This window comes from Lysinibacillus sp. GW823-FHT02G10, from assembly GCF_058797135.1.
The window spans coordinates 249055-265056 of record NZ_JBXAJI010000004.1 but is presented as its reverse complement, the minus strand read 5'-3'; the positions used below and the strand labels follow the sequence as shown (position 1 = coordinate 265056).

Below are 16002 nucleotides of genomic sequence, written 5' to 3'. Positions count from 1 at the left end.
TTCATATATTTAATTGTAGTGCCTAACTATTGTACCAATGTGAATATTTAATTTAGAATAGAGAGAGAAATTATAGGAATGGGGAAAAGTAATGGATACAGAGGGACTTTTTTCACGGAAAATTAAGTTTTGGAAAAGTTTAATTTTCAAAATGATACTAGCTATCGGCATAAGTTTATTTATTAGCTCCCATATTTCAGAATTTGTTAGTCGTCAATTCGAGAAGGTAGTGCATTTGAATGGAAGTGCTGGGGTTGCCATTAATACATTTATTTCGTTATTTATTGGCACAGTAATTATTTCGTTATGTACAAGGTATATTGTCTTAAGGCGTGTAAAGCGTGTGTTAAATGCTATGACCCAGGCTGCTGATGGCGATTTAACTGTTCGTATTGATGATCGATTAAAAGATGAAATTGGTCAATTATCGACTGAATTTAATCATATGCTAGAACAAATTGGGACGGTCATTGAAAAGACGAATAAAGCATCGACAGATGTATCAACCTTTACAAAGGAATTTACAACGATTACCGAACAAAGCAGTCAAACAGTTGAAACTATTTCGGGTGCCATTGGGGAAATTGCCTCCAGTGCAGAAGGACAATTAAGGCAAATGGATTTATTATCTGAATCAGCACATTTAATTACTAAAGATATGGATCATGCATCTTCTGCTATACAGGAAGTTGCCTCAATAGCAAATGAAACGAACCAAAAGGCTGATTTAGGATTACAGTTAATTGAGCAAACGATTGCAAAAATGAATACCATTAATGAATCTGTTCATCAGTCAACTGCAGTTGTAAATGCTTTAGGCGAAAAATCGAAGGAAATCAGTACGATTGTAGCGTTGATTACAAGTATTACAGATCAAACAAACTTGCTTGCATTGAATGCATCTATTGAAGCAGCTCGTGCAGGAGAGGCTGGAAAAGGCTTTGCAGTAGTGGCAGATGAAGTAAGAAAGTTAGCAGAGGAATCTGGAAAGGCTGCAGATAATATTCGAACATTGGTGGATGATATCTTAAACCAAACCTCCAGTGCTGTTTATGCTATTAATAGCGGTACACAGTTTGTGGAGGAAGGCCGTGAGTCTGTTGAACAGACAGGCGATACCTTTAAAAATATAGTCGTATATTTGCAACAGATAAGTCATCGTACAACGGAGGTAAAGGATATTGTCTTGCGTGTCAATGAGAAAGCTAGTCAAACAGATGAGGCTGTAAAAGAAGTCGTTGGCATAGCAAATGGCACATCTTCGGGCATACAGCATATTGCTTTATCTATCGAGCAACAAAGTGCTTCTAATGAGGAAATAGCAAGTGCTGCAAATGTTCTTCAGACAATGTCAAATGACCTACAAACTGAAATTAGCCAATTTAAAGTAAAGTAAAATAGAGTAAAAAAGAGAAGCATCTGATGTATCAGGGTGCTTCTCTTTTGTTATATACTAGACTCTAATTATTTAGATTCCTTGTCAGTATCTTCTGCTTTATCTTCGGAATCCTCTTTTGGCGCATTTTCTTCAGCTTTTTTAGCTGCTTCTTCAGCTGCTTTTGCTTGTTCTTCACTTGTTGTTGTAAAGAATTTAAGCGGTTCTTTTAAATCTTTATCAGATGTTTTTACATCGGCATCTTTAGCCATTTTTGCAACGATATCTTTAAGAATCGTTTGAGCTTCACCAGTTTGGTTCAGTTTACTTAACATAGTTGAACGAATGTTTTCTTCTTCGTCTTTAAATGAACCAACACCTTTTACATCACGCTTGTCCGTAATTTCAATTACATGGTAACCAAAGCTAGATTTTACTGGTTCACTTAATGTTTTTAATTCAAGAGCATAAGCGGCATCGTTAAATTCATCTACCATTGAACCTACAGAGAACCATCCAAGCTCTCCACCTTTTTGAGCAGAGCCAGTATCTGTTGAGTACTCTTTTGCAACGTCCTCAAACTTAGCGCCACCCTTAATTTTTTCAATTACTTCTTTTGCTGTTTTTTCATCTGCTACTAAAATATGACGACCATTTAATTCTGTTTTCATTTGCTCGTAGTATTTTTTCACATCTTCTTCTTTAATTGCTTGATCTTTTAAAGCTTTTTCTTGAAGAAGTTGAACACGTAAAGAATCTTTAAAGCCCTGTTCTGTTAAACCACTTTCAGCAAGCGCTTGTGTAAAGCCATCACCAAATTGTGATGCAGTTGTGTCATACGCTTCTTTGATTTCTTTATCTGTTACTTCATATTTGTCAGCTAAAACTTTTTCAGTCACCATTTGCTGCATTACATATGAGCCTGTTAAAGCTTTTGCCTTTTCATTAAAATCAGCTACTGAAATATCGCCCACTTTAGAAGTAACGATTGCTTTGCTGTCTCCGCCGCTACAAGCACCAAGCGCTAATACAGATGCAGCTAAAGTTAAAGATAAAACTGTCTTTTTCATAGTGGATATTCTCTCCTAACATGGTTTCGTCCATTTTTTACTATAACATAAACGTTTTAAAAACAAAATGGTTCCCCCTTGAGTATTGCCTATATTTCAAATTTTGAAGCGCATAGGATATAGAAAAGAAAGGGGGTGAAGTTATGGGCAACGGAGGATACGGTGGCGGTGGCTACGGCTCAGGCTTTGCTTTATTAGTTGTGTTATTTATTTTATTAATTATCGTTGGTGCAGCGTTCCTATACTAATTAATAAAACAGCGAAAAGCTAAGAGCTTTAACTCTTAGCTTTTCTTAACAATGTTAGACATTCGCGCCGCATGCCTTAGGTTCTAAACAATTTATTTGGTTAGAAAAAGTTGTTGCATGGGGGGCTCGACTTATCTTCAAGCGTGCGGACGGGCGCGGATGGTGCACATGTTTTGAAAGGGGCTTTTCAAAAAAGCCCGAAAAAATTTAGATTCCATTACGCCGAGGCGTAATGGAATTTTCTGTTAAACTGCATATAAAATTTCAATGTAGAATGAGACAAGTAGGATAGTAATAAGTATATTTATAGTTCGGAATATTTTTGGTTGGTTTTCTTCGGGAATTTCACGTCGCATGCATAGAGCATATGTCATGCGGTTAATTTGAAATAAATAGAATACCGAGAATAGAACTACAATCATTAATAGCAAGTCTATTCCTCCCCTCTTTCAATAGTAATAGCATAACAAAGAACGTCAATAAAAAACAAGTACAAGCAATTTAGTGAACGGTCGGTGGAACTAAAATTTCATAGCCTTTAGGTGTTTCCTCTATTTGTGAATTTTTAGGTGAATTCAAGAGATACTTTACGTAAAGGATATCAATCAGGCATAGACTACAGTGATAGGCTAACAGCAATGTCCCATAATGGGTATAGGCTGGTAAAAGCCATGTTCCAACTATAATACTAGTATTTAGAACGATAAAAGGCGTAAGTAATGCTAAGATGTATCGATTTTTAGATAATGGCTCTCGAATTCGCATGTGTAAAACAGGAATTATATAAAACTGACTACGTACACGTAATTTTAAATGTTGGCGTAAATCAAATAGGGCCACAAAGTGCAAAAATTTGTGAATGGGATAAAGTGTTAGCACAGCTATCACAAAGAGCCAGAATAGTCGATCTGTATAATGCTCTTCATTAAATAAATTAAACGTTACATACGAAACAGAAAAGACCAATAAAAAAGTAATGACACCCATTATAATAATACGCGTAGTACCGTAATGATGTTCTAAATTTAAAATTTTCCAGCAATGCATGGTTTTTTATCAACTCCGAATAGGAAGTGTCCTATTTAATGTAAATTGAATTATGTTAGAATGCAAGAAAAAGGAGGTACTTCAGAAATATTTCTGAAATACCTCCTTTCACATGACTCATTCCTGAATGAACAGTAGTATAACTCATTTTTGTTCAACTTATAAATAATTGCAGGAAAAATTATGTGCAGTTTGAAGCTTCGTCTTATCCTTTTACAGGTGTGCGTTCTTCTAGTGTGTCAAAGGAATCACGGAAATGTTGGAAAGAGCGTTCGAAAATATCGATGAAATCTTCACCATAGATATTACGAATAACAGCCATTACATCTAAAAAATCAGGGAAACGGCCATATAAATCTTTTAATGCTAATGATCCTTCCAGTACGGAATGATACGTATTATGGTAGTTTTTATTCATCTCTATAATGAGCTCTGTGCCAGCTTCTGTAAGTTCAACATACGTATTACGTTTATCGTCATCACGCTTGGAAAACTTAAGAAAGCCTCGCTCTTCTAATTTTTTGGAGAAATTAAATGCTGTAGAAACATGCATCACGCCAAATTTCGCAACATCAGAAATGGAAGCGCCTTTTAAATGGTATGAAATCCATAAAATATGGTGTTCATTAATATTTAAATCATAAGGTTTAATCCATTGTTGCCAATCCTTTTCAACCGCTTTCCACAGCGCTTTTGATAACTGTGCGATTCTTTGACTATAAAGCATCGCTTCTTTTTGTGTATATAATTCCTCTGACAAAGCCATCACCTACTGCTTTCTTTCGCATTTTTAAAAATATTATAGCAGTAAAGGAAAAAAGTTTAAAGTTAGAAAAATTAAAAAATTGAAAAGTGGCTAAAAAATAATATTATAGCAATAGTTTTTGATAAAAATACAGATTATCTAACTATCGATAAGGACTTTAGTCGCTAACTTTTTCTTGAGGTTTTTTCTTATTTTCTGTAATTTGTGCAATGTTTTTCTCGATTTCGCTTATCGAATTCTGTAAAGCATCTAATTCTTGTTGTAAATTATTTTTCGTTGGTTCGATTTCTTCAGTAAAAGTCGTAATTGTTTGCTTTAAATCATTTATTATTTGTGGGATATTATTTTTTACTTCATTTGTTAATGTGTTAACAGATTGTTTAACAGTTCCTACTTGTTGTTTTACATCAAGGAGCATACCCTTTGTTTGGTCAACATTTTGTTTAACAGAAGCACGTAGCTGTTGCCCAGATTGTGGCGTGGAGAAAAGTACAGCGATTGTCCCACCGATAATTCCTGTCGTTAGTCCAAGTAAAAATGGTTTTGCTTTCATATTAGATACCTCATTTCTAGTCATGTTTATTTACTATTAAACCATGAAATGCACCAATACAAAAAGAAAAAAGAAACTAAACGAGTGATTTGACCGTCACAGTTTAGTTTCTTTTGATTATTTAAAGTGTTTATTTATGAAATTTGAGAAATAGCTGTATTGAATTTAGAGCGCTTCACTAATTTTGAAACAATTGGATAAATAACGGCAAACGCAACAACGTTAAATACGACAGCTGGAAGGACAACGCCAATAAATAGCATCGCAAACGTCGCGCCAACATTTGCATTAAACACAAAAAGCGCTAATCCTAAGAAGACAGTTCCTGAAAGAATTGTTCCCAAGCCAACTAAGACAGCAGATATGGCGAAATGACCTGCCAGTTTTTTGAGAATGATTAAAGCAGCTAAAAATACAAAACCAGTAACAGCTTTATCAATAATATTTGGAACTAGACCTGCTGGGAATGTTGTAAATAAACCTGAAAGCACCCCTGTTGAAAGAGAAAGTAGGAACGTTTCTTTCACTGTTGGGAATAATAGAATACCAATAAACATCATAGTTAACATAAAATCAGGCTTCATTCCATTCACCATTCCTGGTGTAACCACATAAAGTGCAGCACCGACACCTACTAACAGTGCCATTAATACTATATTCTTTGTATTCATTTGAATCTCTCCTCGACTATGCTAATCTATTTGTCTCCTAACGTGTCCTCTTGACCGCTAGCGAAACTTATTTGTGATTGTACGCTAAATTTTAAAAATTTGCAATACAGCATTCTGAACATTCAGATGTTAATATATTACAAATGGCTTATAGATTGGCTTTAATACTTTCTGCTACTTCTGACAACTGCTCTGGTGAGTACTTTTGTGTTTGCCAAATTAAGCCTAGCCCTTCTTTTTCATCGTAACGCGGAATAAAATGTAAGTGGTAGTGGAAAACAGTTTGTCCAGCTGCAGCACCGTTGTTATTAATGGTATTCAAACCAATCGGCTGAAATGCTGCTTTAATTGCATTTGCAATTTTTGGTGCCACAGCATATAGATTATGAGCCACTTCCTCTGGCATTTCAAATAAATCTTTGCAGTGATGCTTTGGAATTAATAGTGTGTGGCCCTTTGCAACAGGTGAAATGTCTGTGAATGCATAGACATGATCGTCTTCATAAATTTTTGTACTTGGAATGGAACCATCAATAATTTTGCAAAATAGGCAATCGCTCATAAGAATTTCCCCCTTAACGTATATGTAAGTACATTCTATCATACTCAAACCTGTATCATTTGCTAATTTTTGATAAAATATAATACAAGAAGAGGAGTGAGAATATGTCAGTATTAGAGGTACAGCATGTGACAGGTGGTTATACAAGAAAACCTGTTATTAAAGATCTATCTTTTACGATTGGAGAAGGTGAACTAGTTGGCTTAATCGGCTTAAATGGAGCTGGGAAAAGTACAACGATTAAACATATTATAGGAACAATGTTGCCAAAGGAAGGGGACATACGTCTAAATGGTATAACATTAAAGGAAGATACGGACAAGTATCGTACAGCCTTTTCCTATATTCCTGAAACCCCTGTATTATACGATGAGCTAACATTAAGAGAGCATTTAGAATTAACTGCAATGGCTTACGGTATTGACAAAGCAACACTCGATGCTCGTTCTGAGGTACTGTTAAAAGAATTTCGAATGGAGAAAAGATTAAATTGGTTCCCTTCACATTTTTCAAAGGGAATGCGTCAAAAAGTTATGATTATGTGTGCCTTTTTAGTGAATCCAAGTCTATATATTATTGATGAACCTTTTGTGGGATTGGATCCATTAGGTATTCAATCGTTATTAGATCAAATGGATGAAAAGAAAAAAGAAGGCGCTTCTATATTAATGTCTACACATATTCTATCAACAGCTGAAAAGCATTGTGATCGCATTATCTTATTGCATGAAGGAAGAGTTCGAGCACAAGGAACAATGGCTGATTTACGTCAATCATTTGCTATGCCGTATGCGACATTAGATGACCTCTATATTGCTATGACAAAGGAGCGGGACCATGAAGAACTTGCGTGATGTATGGTCCTCTCGCTTCATGCATTATATAGGAGAAGTACAAAAATATATGCAATTTATTTTTACAGGGCATATTGCTATCGTACTTGTATTTCTAATAGGAGCAGGGGGCTATCAATATAGCGAATGGCTGAAAGTTGTTCAAACAGACTTTCCAGCAGAAGTCCTGATAGCTGTTATCATCGGGATTTTATTGGCCTTTAGCCGTCCGACTACATTGTTGAGAGAGCCAGATCAAGTATACTTATTACCTTTAGAATCAAAGATGTCTTTGTACTTCAGCAAGGCGTTGGCTTGGACGTTTTGGTCTCAGGTGTGGATTGTAGCGATTGTCTATATTGTTAGTATCCCTTTATTAAAAGCCGTGACTGAATTAACAACGGTCGAAATATGGACAATATTTTTACTTACTATTGTGTTGAAATATCTAAGTGTTCGAGGAGAATTCAGCTATCGTTATAGTGAACGAGGGCAGATGGTTTGGGTGGATAGGTTTATTCGAGCTGTCATTTTTGCAGCTGCTATTTATATGGGGCTCCATGCACAGTTGTTATTAGCAGTAATCGCGACAGTTATTAGTGTTATTTATATGATAGTCTTTAGTAAAAAATCAGTTGGTGAACCAGTGCCGTATGAGCATTTTGTCAAGCTTGAACAGAATCGTATGATGAGCTTCTATCGTTTTGCAAATTATTTTACAGACGTACCTCATTTACACGGTAGCATTCGGCGTCGAAGCTGGATGGACTGGCTCTATAAATTTGTACCATATGGTAAGGAAAATGCTCAAAAGTACTTGGTATTTCGTACCTTTATTCGAACAGATGACCATTTCTATTTATGGGTACGCCTTACTGCTATTTCAGCAATCATTGCAGCATTTGTAGATATTCCTGTCGTTACATGGATTGTAGCAGGTGCACTCAGCTTTGCGACAACTATTCAGTTAAAACAAGCTCTGTTATCCAGCGGCGAATTTCGAATGGACATGCTCTATCCGTTACCAGATCATGCTCGTCAACTAGCTGTGAAGCAAATTGTGCGTTTAGCCATGATTACACAAGCTATTGTTGTGGGCTTATGTGCTATGACACAACCAATGTTTTATATTGCCTTTATCATTGTTTTGGTGATTAGTGAATTAACGTCGAAGGTTTCAAAGTAGAATAGAATACTAAAAAGCTCATTTACCAATGATATTGTTGGATAAATGAGCTTTTAATTATTTAAACTTATTGTGAATCTTCTTCTTTCGGTATAGCACTATAGGTTGTTACATAAGAAGCTGCTGAGAAGATGTTTTGCTGGCGTATCCCAGTTGAATCATCTCTTCTAGCATGGGCAGTTTCATAGGCTTTAGAGCTCTTCCATGCGTCAAATGAATGAGGTCCATGCCATTGAGTCATGACAATGTAAGTATCACTCTTGATAGGCCTTAATAAACGGAAGGCAACAAAGCCAGGCTCGTTTTCAATAGCGCGTGAACGTTCTAAAAAGCGATGCTCGAAAACTGGTCTTCCTTCATCTGTTACAGGAATATTGTTGAAAACAAAGAAACCGTGTTCCTCTAAATCATTTACTGAATCTAGCACTTCAAATTTACGAGGTGTCGCAAATACTGTTTTTCCTTCTGTTTCATGTATCAGTACAGAGTTACCTTCCCCATGAATTAAAATCATATGTTCATTAGAATACTTATTTTTTACCTGTTCCAAAAAATCGCCAGTACCAGAAGTTAAATAAATATACATGAATTTATCCTCCTTATGAATCTTACTAATATAGCGTGATTATACCCTTTCTGGCGTAAGTCTAACGCTCCGCTCAAAAAGAATATGCCGAGAAAGAACAATTTTATGACATTTCACTAGGAAAACTATACAATAACAGAGGAAGCGTTTACTATTGGAAACGGATATCAATAATAAAGGAATAAACATGCGATTTTTTATAGTAAGAATTTAACGAGGGGAAGGAACTATTCATGACAACTTTTAATGATACACTTCTACGTGCTGCACGTGGAGAAAGGACCGCACATACACCAGTTTGGTATATGCGTCAGGCAGGACGTTCTCAGCCAGAATACCGTGCCATTAAAGAAAAGTATTCCTTAGAGGAAATTACACATCAACCTGAGCTATGTGCGTATGTCACTCGTCTACCTGTAGAAAATTACAATGTAGATGCTGCTATATTATATAAAGATATTGTCACACCTCTCCCTGGAATTGGGATAGATGTGAAAATCAAGGCAGGTGTTGGTCCTGTTATTTCAAATCCTATTCGTTCAGTAGCGGATGTAGAAAAATTAGGTGAATTCAATGCTAAAGAGCATACACCATTTGTATTAGAAACAATCAAGTTACTTGCAGAAGAGCAATTAAATGTACCTCTAATCGGTTTTGCTGGAGCCCCATTCACACTTGCAAGCTACATGATTGAAGGTGGTCCTTCAAGAAACTATAATAAAACAAAATCATTTATGGTATCTGAACCTCAAGCTTGGTTTGCTTTAATGGATAAACTCGCTGACATGATTATTGCAGATGTAACGGCTCAAATTAAAGCTGGTGCAAAAGCTATCCAAGTGTTCGACTCATGGGTTGGAGCCTTAAATGTAGAGGATTACCGTGTATTTATTAAACCGATTATGACTCGTATTTTTGCAGAGTTGCAAAAAGAAAATGTACCATTAATTCAATTTGGAGTGGGTGCTAGCCATTTAGCAAAGGAATGGAATGATTTACCGATAGATGTTGTGGGCTTAGATTGGCGTTTACCGATTAAAGATGCACGTGCCAATGGTATTACCAAGCCTGTACAAGGAAACTTAGATCCATCCCTATTACTTGCAGATTGGTCAGTTATTGAAAAACGAACAAAAGATATTATTGATCAAGGTCTAGAAATGCCAGGTCATATCTTTAATCTTGGTCATGGTGTTTTCCCAGAGGTTGACCCAGATGTCTTAAAACGTCTTACAACACTTATTCATGAATATAGTGCTCAACAAATTCAAGCTCGTTCTTAATGGAAGTCAATCAAGCGTGAATAATATGTCCTTTTCTACATAGGGAATTTTAATTTCAATGTAGAAAAGGAGCTGTCCAACAATCAAGATTGGGCAGCTTCTTTTTATCACATAATGTATGAAAAACATAAAACAATTTTAGAGGTGAAAAGGGTAATGAAAGAAGTTAAAGGCTTACTAGTAATGGCATATGGAACACCTTATAAAGAAGAAGATATTGAACCTTACTATACGCATATTCGTCATGGACGTAAACCTTCTGCAGAGCATTTAGAAGATTTACGTAGCCGCTATGAAGCAATCGGTGGTTTATCCCCATTAGCTGCGGCAACACAAGCACAAGCTGAAGCATTATGTACACGTTTGAACGAAGTACAGGATGCTATAGAATATAAATTGTTTATTGGTTTAAAACATATTCATCCATTTATAGAAGATGCAGTAGAGCAAATGGTGGAGGAGGGCATAAAAGAAGCGGTTTCTATTGTTTTAGCTCCTCATTTCTCTACTTTCTCAATTAAGTCTTATAATGGTCGTGCTGAAGAGGCCGCAGGAGGTCGCTTAAAGATAACTTCTGTGGAATCTTGGTATGACGAGCCAAAATTCATAGAATACTGGAAACAACAAGTGAATGAGACATTCAATGCAATGTCAGAAGAAGAACGTGAGACAGCTTGTCTAATTGTATCAGCACATTCATTGCCTGAAAAAATTAAAAACTTAGGTGATCCATATGAAGATCAACTAATTGAAACAGCTCGTCTTATTCAAGCTGCGACTGGTTTAAAAAATGTAGAGGTTGGCTGGCAATCAGCAGGCCAAACACCAGAGCCTTGGATTGGTCCAGATGTTCAAGACTTAACACGTGAGCTATTCGAAGAAAAAGGTTTCCGTTCATTTGTTTATACACCAGTAGGTTTCGTAACAGAGCATTTAGAAGTGTTGTATGACAACGATTTTGAATGTAAAGTTGTTTGTGATGAACTTGGTGCAAAATACTATCGTCCAGCGATGCCAAATACACATCCTTTATTTATTGATGCGATGGTAGAGGCGATTCATAAAAAATTAAGCTAAGCGAAAAGAAAGTGATGATGTTGGTGACTCAGAAAAGACGAAAGGTAGTTGTCGTAGGCGGTGGCATTACAGGCCTTACAGCTGCGTTCTATATGCAAAAAGAAGCAAGCGCAAAAGAATTGCCATTAGATATCGTACTTGTCGAGTCGTCATTACGTCTTGGCGGAAAAATTCAAACTCTAAGAAAAGATGGCTTTATTATTGAGCGTGGGCCAGAATCTTTTTTTGATCGTGAAAACTATGTCAATGATTTAGCAAAGCATCTTGGGATCGAACAGAAACTATTAACAAGTAATGCGGGTCCAAACTATATAGCTGTTGGTAGTCAGTTATATCCAATACCTAGTCATCTCTTATCTGGAGAGACACCACATATCTCTTCATTCATAACTTCAGGCTTGTTCTCACTAAGTGGTAAAGTTCGTGCGGCGGGGGACTTTTTCATTCCCCGTTCTACACAGGATGACGATCAACCGTTAGGCGCTTTTTTTAGAAGAAGATTTGGTGCTGAGATAGTGGAAAATCTAGTAGAGCCCCTACTAGCAGGTACATTTGCAGGAGATATTGAGCAGTTAAGTATGAGCTCAACCTTCCCACAGCTTTATAGTTTAGAACAACAATATCGTAGTTTACTGATTGGTATGAAGAAGTCAGGCACGAATTTCTTAAGCAATCATCACATAGCTGAAAATAAAGGTATCTTTCAAACCTTTAGCAATGGCCTTGAAACACTCATTGAAAGTATAGAAGAATCACTACTTCCGGGGACAGTGATGAAGGGTGTCAAAGTAGAGGAAATAGAGCATGGCAAGGATGGTTCAGTTCAGGTAATGCTCAATAATTTTTCACATATCAAAGCAGATGCTGTTATTATTGCCACCCCCTTTAATATGGCTGAAAAAATGTTTAGTAAGTTAAGTCTATTACATGAATTGGGCACAATGAAGGCTGCTACTATTGCAACCGTTACAATGGCCTTTAAAAAGGAACAACTCGGGGATTTAGATGCACTTTCTTTTTATGTCTCTCGAAATAGTGATTTTTCAATTACTTCCTGCACTTGGATGAATCGAAAATGGCCAGGTACTTCACCAAAGGATTTTGTATTATTACGCAGTTATATTGGTCGAGTGGGCGACGAAGCGATTGTGGCTTTATCGGATACGGAGATCGAAAAAACCGTGCTACAGGATTTACAGAAAACGATTGGTATCGATGGCGTACCTGTCACAACGGTTGTAACACGTTGGAAAAATGCGATGCCACAATATACAGTTGGCCACGAGGCGAAAGTCCTTCGTATCAAACAAGAATTACAAGAACATTTTCCAACTGTAAAGCTTGCAGGAAGCTCGTTTGAAGGAATATCGATTCCAGAATGTGTACAGCAAGGTAAACAGGTTGCGAATGAAGTATTAATGGAAATGTTCAAGTAATGCAAATCAGATAGTACAAACATTTATTATCAATGTTTGTACTATTTTTTATATTGTTACATGAAAAAGAAATAGCAAACCACTATTTTGTGGTTTGCTATTTCTACTAAGAGCTGTATTGCTGATTAATGTCCTAACTCTAAGAAATTCGATGACATGACCAAACAATACCACCAGAGTTAGCGCCGCCTAGTGTAAGAGAGATAGTCAATCCATTTGCTTCATAGAACAAATCAATCGTATCTCCAGCATTTAAATTCACTTCTCCTGCTAAAGTGATTGTGCCATTTCCAAGAACTGCGCGTAAAGTTAATACAAGCGCCACATTGACGTTTAGTACAGGGAACAAGCCACTAATTAAATTTGTAGTAGCATTTTGTCTAATTGCAAATGAAGGGTTTATTCCTGCTCCTAAAGTAACGGTAATAGCCGCAGCAGTGGAGTAGTTAATGGTTGCTTCAAAGGAATACCTACCTGTAGTTGGTACAGTGAATATCCCAGTTGTTGGATTGAAAGCAGGTGTTGTAAAGTATGGTGAAGCAACACTCCAGTTAGTGATTGAAGTAGATCCACTAACAGCCAACGTGTTTTTAAAGGCAGAGAATCCTTCAGTAAACGCAGGCCCAGTAGCACCGGTAGCGCCAGTCACGCCAGTAGCCCCAGTTACACCAGTAACGCCGGTAGCCCCGGTTACTCCAGTAGCGCCAGTAGGTCCGATTGCGCCAGTAACACCTGTAGCGCCCGTAGAACCAGCAACACCGGTAGCCCCGGTTACACCAGTAGCCCCAGTTACACCAGTAGCCCCAGTAGCCCCAGTAGCGCCAGTTACCCCAGTAACGCCGGTAGCCCCAGTTACCCCAGTTACCCCAGTAGCCCCGGTAGCCCCAGTAACGCCGGTAGCCCCGGTTACCCCAGTAACACCGGTAGCCCCAGTTACCCCAGTACCGCCAGTACCGCCCGTAGCCCCGGTTACCCCAGTAACGCCGGTAGCCCCAGTAACGCCAGTAACGCCGGTAGCCCCGGTTACACCAGTAGCGCCAGTAGGTCCGATTGCGCCAGTAACGCCCGTAGCGCCCGTAGCCCCAGCAACACCGGTAGCCCCAGTTACCCCAGTAGCGCCAGTAGGCCCAGTCTCACCCGTAGAACCAGTAACGCCGATAGCCCCAGTTATCCCAGTAGTGCCAGTAGGTCCGATTGCGCCAGTCACGCCAGTAGCCCCGGTTACACCAGTCACGCCAGTAGCCCCAGTAGCCCCAGTTACCCCAGTAACGCCGGTAGCCCCGGTTACTCCAGTAGCGCCAGTAGAACCAGCAACACCGGTAGCCCCGGTTACACCAGTAGCCCCAGTTACACCTGTAGCCCCAGTAGCCCCAGTAGCCCCAGTAGCCCCAGTAGCCCCAGTAACGCCGGTAGTCCCGGTTACTCCAGTAGCGCCAGTTACCCCAGTAACGCCGGTAGCCCCAGTTACCCCAGTAACGCCGGTAGTCCCGGTTACTCCAGTAGCGCCAGTTACCCCAGTAACGCCGGTAGCCCCAGTTACCCCAGTAACGCCGGTAGCCCCAGTAACGCCGGTAGCCCCGGTTACCCCAGTAACGCCGGTAGCCCCGGTTACCCCAGTAGCGCCGGTCTCACCCGTAGCCCCAGCAACGCCGGTAGAGCCGGTAGCGCCAGTAACGCCGGTAGCGCCGGTAGAACCAGTAGCGCCAGTAGGTCCGATTGCACCAGTAACACCAGTAACACCAGTAGTGCCTGTAGAACCAGTAACGCCGGTAGCCCCAGTCTCACCCGTAGAACCAGTAACGCCGGTAGCCCCGGTTACTCCAGTAGCGCCAGTAGGTCCGATTGCACCAGTCAAGCCAGTAGCGCCGGTTACACCAGTAGCGCCGGTAGCGCCGGTAGAACCAGTAGCGCCAGTAGGTCCGATTGCGCCAGTCGCGCCCGTAGAACCAGCAACACCGGTAGCCCCAGTTACTCCAGTAGTGCCAGTAGCGCCGGTCTCACCCGTAGCCCCAGCAACGCCGGTAGCGCCAGTAACGCCGGTAGCGCCAGTTACTCCAGTAGTGCCAGTAGCGCCGGTTACTCCAGTAATGCCAGTAGCGCCGGTTACTCCAGTAATGCCGGTAGCCCCAGTTACCCCAGTCTCACCCGTAGAACCAGTAACGCCGGTTACCCCAGTAGAACCAGTAGCGCCAGTAGCCCCGGTTACACCCGTAGAACCAGTAATACCAGTAGCGCCGGTCACTCCCGTAGAACCAGTAACGCCAGTAGCGCCAGTAACGCCGGTAACGCCAGCAACGCCGGTAGCGCCAGTAACGCCAGTAACGCCGGTAGCCCCAGTTACCCCAGTAACGCCAGTAGCCCCAGTAACGCCGGTAGCCCCGGTTACTCCAGTAGCGCCAGTAGGTCCGATTGCACCAGTCAAGCCAGTAGCCCCGGTTACCCCAGTAACGCCGGTAGCCCCAGTAACGCCAGTAACGCCGGTAGCCCCGGTTACACCAGTAGCGCCAGTAGGTCCGATTGCGCCAGTAACGCCCGTAGCCCCAGCAACACCGGTAGCCCCAGTTACCCCAGTAGCGCCAGTCTCACCCGTAGCCCCAGCAACGCCGGTAGCGCCAGTAACGCCAGTAACGCCGGTAGCCCCAGTTATCCCAGTGGTGCCAGTAGGTCCGATTGCGCCAGTCAAGCCAGTAGCCCCGGTAGCCCCGGTTACACCAGTAGCGCCAGTAGCGCCGGTTACCCCAGTAACGCCGGTAGCCCCAGTTACCCCAGTAGCCCCGGTAGCGCCAGTAACGCCAGTAGCGCCAGTAGGTCCGATTGCGCCAGTAGCGCCCGTAGAACCAGCAACACCAGTAGCCCCAGTTACTCCAGTAACGCCGGTAGCGCCGGTAGAACCAGTAGCGCCGGTTACACCCGTAGAACCAGTAACGCCAGTAACGCCGGTAGCGCCAGTAACGCCGGTAGCGCCAGTAACGCCGGTAGCGCCAGTAGCCCCAGTAACGCCAGTTACCCCCGTAGCGCCAGTCACACCTGTACTACCTGTAGGTCCAGTTATCCCCCCAGTCGGTCCTGTAGGTTTCACTGGCCAAATTGGACAACTTGGAATAGGACCAGTTTTACAACAACAAGGAAATGAATGACACTTACTGCAAACTCTATCTATAAAATTTCCAAAATGCATAATCTCACCTCCTCTCTCAAATATCGTATTCTGATGAATGATAAGGGAGGTAGACACATAACTATTAATTACTTGTAAATAGAGAGTTATTTATAGATTCGTTGCAACTGTATTTAAGATAATTGGATGTT

16 protein-coding genes are annotated in these 16002 nt (G+C 40.4%); 7 read left to right on the top strand and 9 right to left on the bottom strand.

The window, feature by feature from the left end:
- Positions 1–91: 91 nt before the first annotated feature.
- Entirely contained in the window at positions 92–1396 is a 1305-nt protein-coding gene (locus AC1RFD_RS15310; protein WP_048391756.1) for a methyl-accepting chemotaxis protein, read from the top strand.
- A 68-nt stretch (positions 1397–1464) separates the two neighbouring features.
- Here AC1RFD_RS15310 and AC1RFD_RS15305 read toward each other — a convergent pair whose 3' ends face one another.
- Positions 1465–2445, bottom strand: a complete 981-nt coding sequence (locus AC1RFD_RS15305) for a peptidylprolyl isomerase (protein WP_288585694.1) — start codon at positions 2443–2445, stop codon at positions 1465–1467.
- 143 nt (positions 2446–2588) lie between these two features.
- Here AC1RFD_RS15305 and AC1RFD_RS15300 point away from each other — a divergent pair, with 143 nt between their 5' ends.
- Positions 2589–2693 carry a YjcZ family sporulation protein gene (locus AC1RFD_RS15300; protein ID WP_004230765.1) on the top strand — a complete coding sequence of 35 codons (105 nt, stop codon included), beginning with the start codon at positions 2589–2591 and terminating at the stop codon, positions 2691–2693.
- 245 nt (positions 2694–2938) lie between these two features.
- On the opposite strand, the gene AC1RFD_RS15295 is transcribed toward AC1RFD_RS15300, so the two are convergent.
- The 6 genes from AC1RFD_RS15295 to AC1RFD_RS15270 all read right to left on the bottom strand — a co-directional run bounded on the left by AC1RFD_RS15295 (position 2939) and on the right by AC1RFD_RS15270 (position 6292).
- Positions 2939–3124: a hypothetical protein gene (locus AC1RFD_RS15295; protein ID WP_008173337.1), complete on the bottom strand. Its 186-nt coding sequence runs from the start codon at positions 3122–3124 to the stop codon at positions 2939–2941.
- A gap of 70 nt (positions 3125–3194) precedes the next feature.
- Positions 3195–3740 (bottom strand): DUF3267 domain-containing protein, encoded by a 546-nt coding sequence (locus tag AC1RFD_RS15290; protein ID WP_016992098.1) that lies wholly within the window; start codon positions 3738–3740, stop codon positions 3195–3197.
- 205 nt (positions 3741–3945) lie between these two features.
- Positions 3946–4506 carry an HTH-type transcriptional regulator Hpr gene (locus AC1RFD_RS15285; RefSeq protein WP_004230760.1) on the bottom strand — a complete coding sequence of 187 codons (561 nt, stop codon included), beginning with the start codon at positions 4504–4506 and terminating at the stop codon, positions 3946–3948.
- Positions 4507–4663: 157 nt separating this feature from the next.
- On the bottom strand, positions 4664–5059 hold the full coding sequence (locus tag AC1RFD_RS15280; RefSeq protein WP_048391751.1) for a YtxH domain-containing protein: 396 nt from the start codon (positions 5057–5059) through the stop codon (positions 4664–4666).
- A gap of 134 nt (positions 5060–5193) precedes the next feature.
- Positions 5194–5730 (bottom strand): tryptophan transporter, encoded by a 537-nt coding sequence (locus AC1RFD_RS15275; RefSeq protein WP_054548643.1) that lies wholly within the window; start codon positions 5728–5730, stop codon positions 5194–5196.
- Between the two features lie 148 nt (positions 5731–5878).
- Positions 5879–6292, bottom strand: a complete 414-nt coding sequence (locus AC1RFD_RS15270; protein WP_054548642.1) for an HIT family protein — start codon at positions 6290–6292, stop codon at positions 5879–5881.
- A 104-nt stretch (positions 6293–6396) separates the two neighbouring features.
- On the opposite strand from AC1RFD_RS15270, the gene AC1RFD_RS15265 reads away from it, so the two are divergent.
- Both AC1RFD_RS15265 and AC1RFD_RS15260 read left to right on the top strand, forming a co-directional pair.
- Entirely contained in the window at positions 6397–7146 is a 750-nt protein-coding gene (locus tag AC1RFD_RS15265; RefSeq protein ID WP_054548641.1) for an ABC transporter ATP-binding protein, read from the top strand.
- Positions 7130–8311, top strand: coding sequence for an ABC transporter permease (locus AC1RFD_RS15260; RefSeq protein ID WP_048391743.1), 1182 nt, complete (start codon positions 7130–7132; stop codon positions 8309–8311). Before AC1RFD_RS15265 ends, AC1RFD_RS15260 begins: the two co-directional genes overlap by 17 nt.
- 67 nt (positions 8312–8378) lie before the next feature.
- Here AC1RFD_RS15260 and AC1RFD_RS15255 read toward each other — a convergent pair whose 3' ends face one another.
- Positions 8379–8897 carry an antibiotic biosynthesis monooxygenase family protein gene (locus AC1RFD_RS15255; RefSeq protein ID WP_054548640.1) on the bottom strand — a complete coding sequence of 173 codons (519 nt, stop codon included), beginning with the start codon at positions 8895–8897 and terminating at the stop codon, positions 8379–8381.
- A 233-nt stretch (positions 8898–9130) separates the two neighbouring features.
- Between AC1RFD_RS15255 and hemE the strand changes: the two genes are divergently transcribed.
- The 3 genes from hemE (at position 9131) to hemY (ending at position 12693) form a co-directional block, all read left to right on the top strand.
- Positions 9131–10180, top strand: a complete 1050-nt coding sequence (hemE, locus tag AC1RFD_RS15250) for a uroporphyrinogen decarboxylase (protein ID WP_048391738.1) — start codon at positions 9131–9133, stop codon at positions 10178–10180.
- Between the two features lie 156 nt (positions 10181–10336).
- Positions 10337–11257 (top strand): ferrochelatase, encoded by a 921-nt coding sequence (hemH, locus tag AC1RFD_RS15245; protein ID WP_112116630.1) that lies wholly within the window; start codon positions 10337–10339, stop codon positions 11255–11257.
- Positions 11258–11271: 14 nt separating this feature from the next.
- Positions 11272–12693 (top strand): protoporphyrinogen oxidase, encoded by a 1422-nt coding sequence (gene hemY / locus AC1RFD_RS15240; protein WP_492475057.1) that lies wholly within the window; start codon positions 11272–11274, stop codon positions 12691–12693.
- A 139-nt stretch (positions 12694–12832) separates the two neighbouring features.
- On the opposite strand, the gene AC1RFD_RS15235 is transcribed toward hemY, so the two are convergent.
- The gene (locus AC1RFD_RS15235) at positions 12833–15871 is read right to left on the bottom strand and encodes a beta strand repeat-containing protein (protein ID WP_492475038.1); all 3039 of its coding nucleotides are present in this window, start codon (positions 15869–15871) and stop codon (positions 12833–12835) included.
- Positions 15872–16002 lie beyond the last annotated feature (131 nt).

Coding starts and splice junctions, on each gene's coding strand:
- AC1RFD_RS15310 (WP_048391756.1), top strand. CDS start 92: ATGGATACAGAGGGACTTTTTTCACGGAAAATTAAGTTTTGGAAAAGT.
- AC1RFD_RS15305 (WP_288585694.1), bottom strand. CDS start 2,445: ATGAAAAAGACAGTTTTATCTTTAACTTTAGCTGCATCTGTATTAGCG.
- AC1RFD_RS15300 (WP_004230765.1), top strand. CDS start 2,589: ATGGGCAACGGAGGATACGGTGGCGGTGGCTACGGCTCAGGCTTTGCT.
- AC1RFD_RS15290 (WP_016992098.1), bottom strand. CDS start 3,740: ATGCATTGCTGGAAAATTTTAAATTTAGAACATCATTACGGTACTACG.
- AC1RFD_RS15285 (WP_004230760.1), bottom strand. CDS start 4,506: ATGGCTTTGTCAGAGGAATTATATACACAAAAAGAAGCGATGCTTTAT.
- AC1RFD_RS15280 (WP_048391751.1), bottom strand. CDS start 5,059: ATGAAAGCAAAACCATTTTTACTTGGACTAACGACAGGAATTATCGGT.
- AC1RFD_RS15275 (WP_054548643.1), bottom strand. CDS start 5,730: ATGAATACAAAGAATATAGTATTAATGGCACTGTTAGTAGGTGTCGGT.
- AC1RFD_RS15270 (WP_054548642.1), bottom strand. CDS start 6,292: ATGAGCGATTGCCTATTTTGCAAAATTATTGATGGTTCCATTCCAAGT.
- AC1RFD_RS15265 (WP_054548641.1), top strand. CDS start 6,397: ATGTCAGTATTAGAGGTACAGCATGTGACAGGTGGTTATACAAGAAAA.
- AC1RFD_RS15260 (WP_048391743.1), top strand. CDS start 7,130: ATGAAGAACTTGCGTGATGTATGGTCCTCTCGCTTCATGCATTATATA.
- AC1RFD_RS15255 (WP_054548640.1), bottom strand. CDS start 8,897: ATGTATATTTATTTAACTTCTGGTACTGGCGATTTTTTGGAACAGGTA.
- hemE (WP_048391738.1), top strand. CDS start 9,131: ATGACAACTTTTAATGATACACTTCTACGTGCTGCACGTGGAGAAAGG.
- hemH (WP_112116630.1), top strand. CDS start 10,337: ATGAAAGAAGTTAAAGGCTTACTAGTAATGGCATATGGAACACCTTAT.
- hemY (WP_492475057.1), top strand. CDS start 11,272: ATGATGTTGGTGACTCAGAAAAGACGAAAGGTAGTTGTCGTAGGCGGT.
- AC1RFD_RS15235 (WP_492475038.1), bottom strand. CDS start 15,871: ATGCATTTTGGAAATTTTATAGATAGAGTTTGCAGTAAGTGTCATTCA.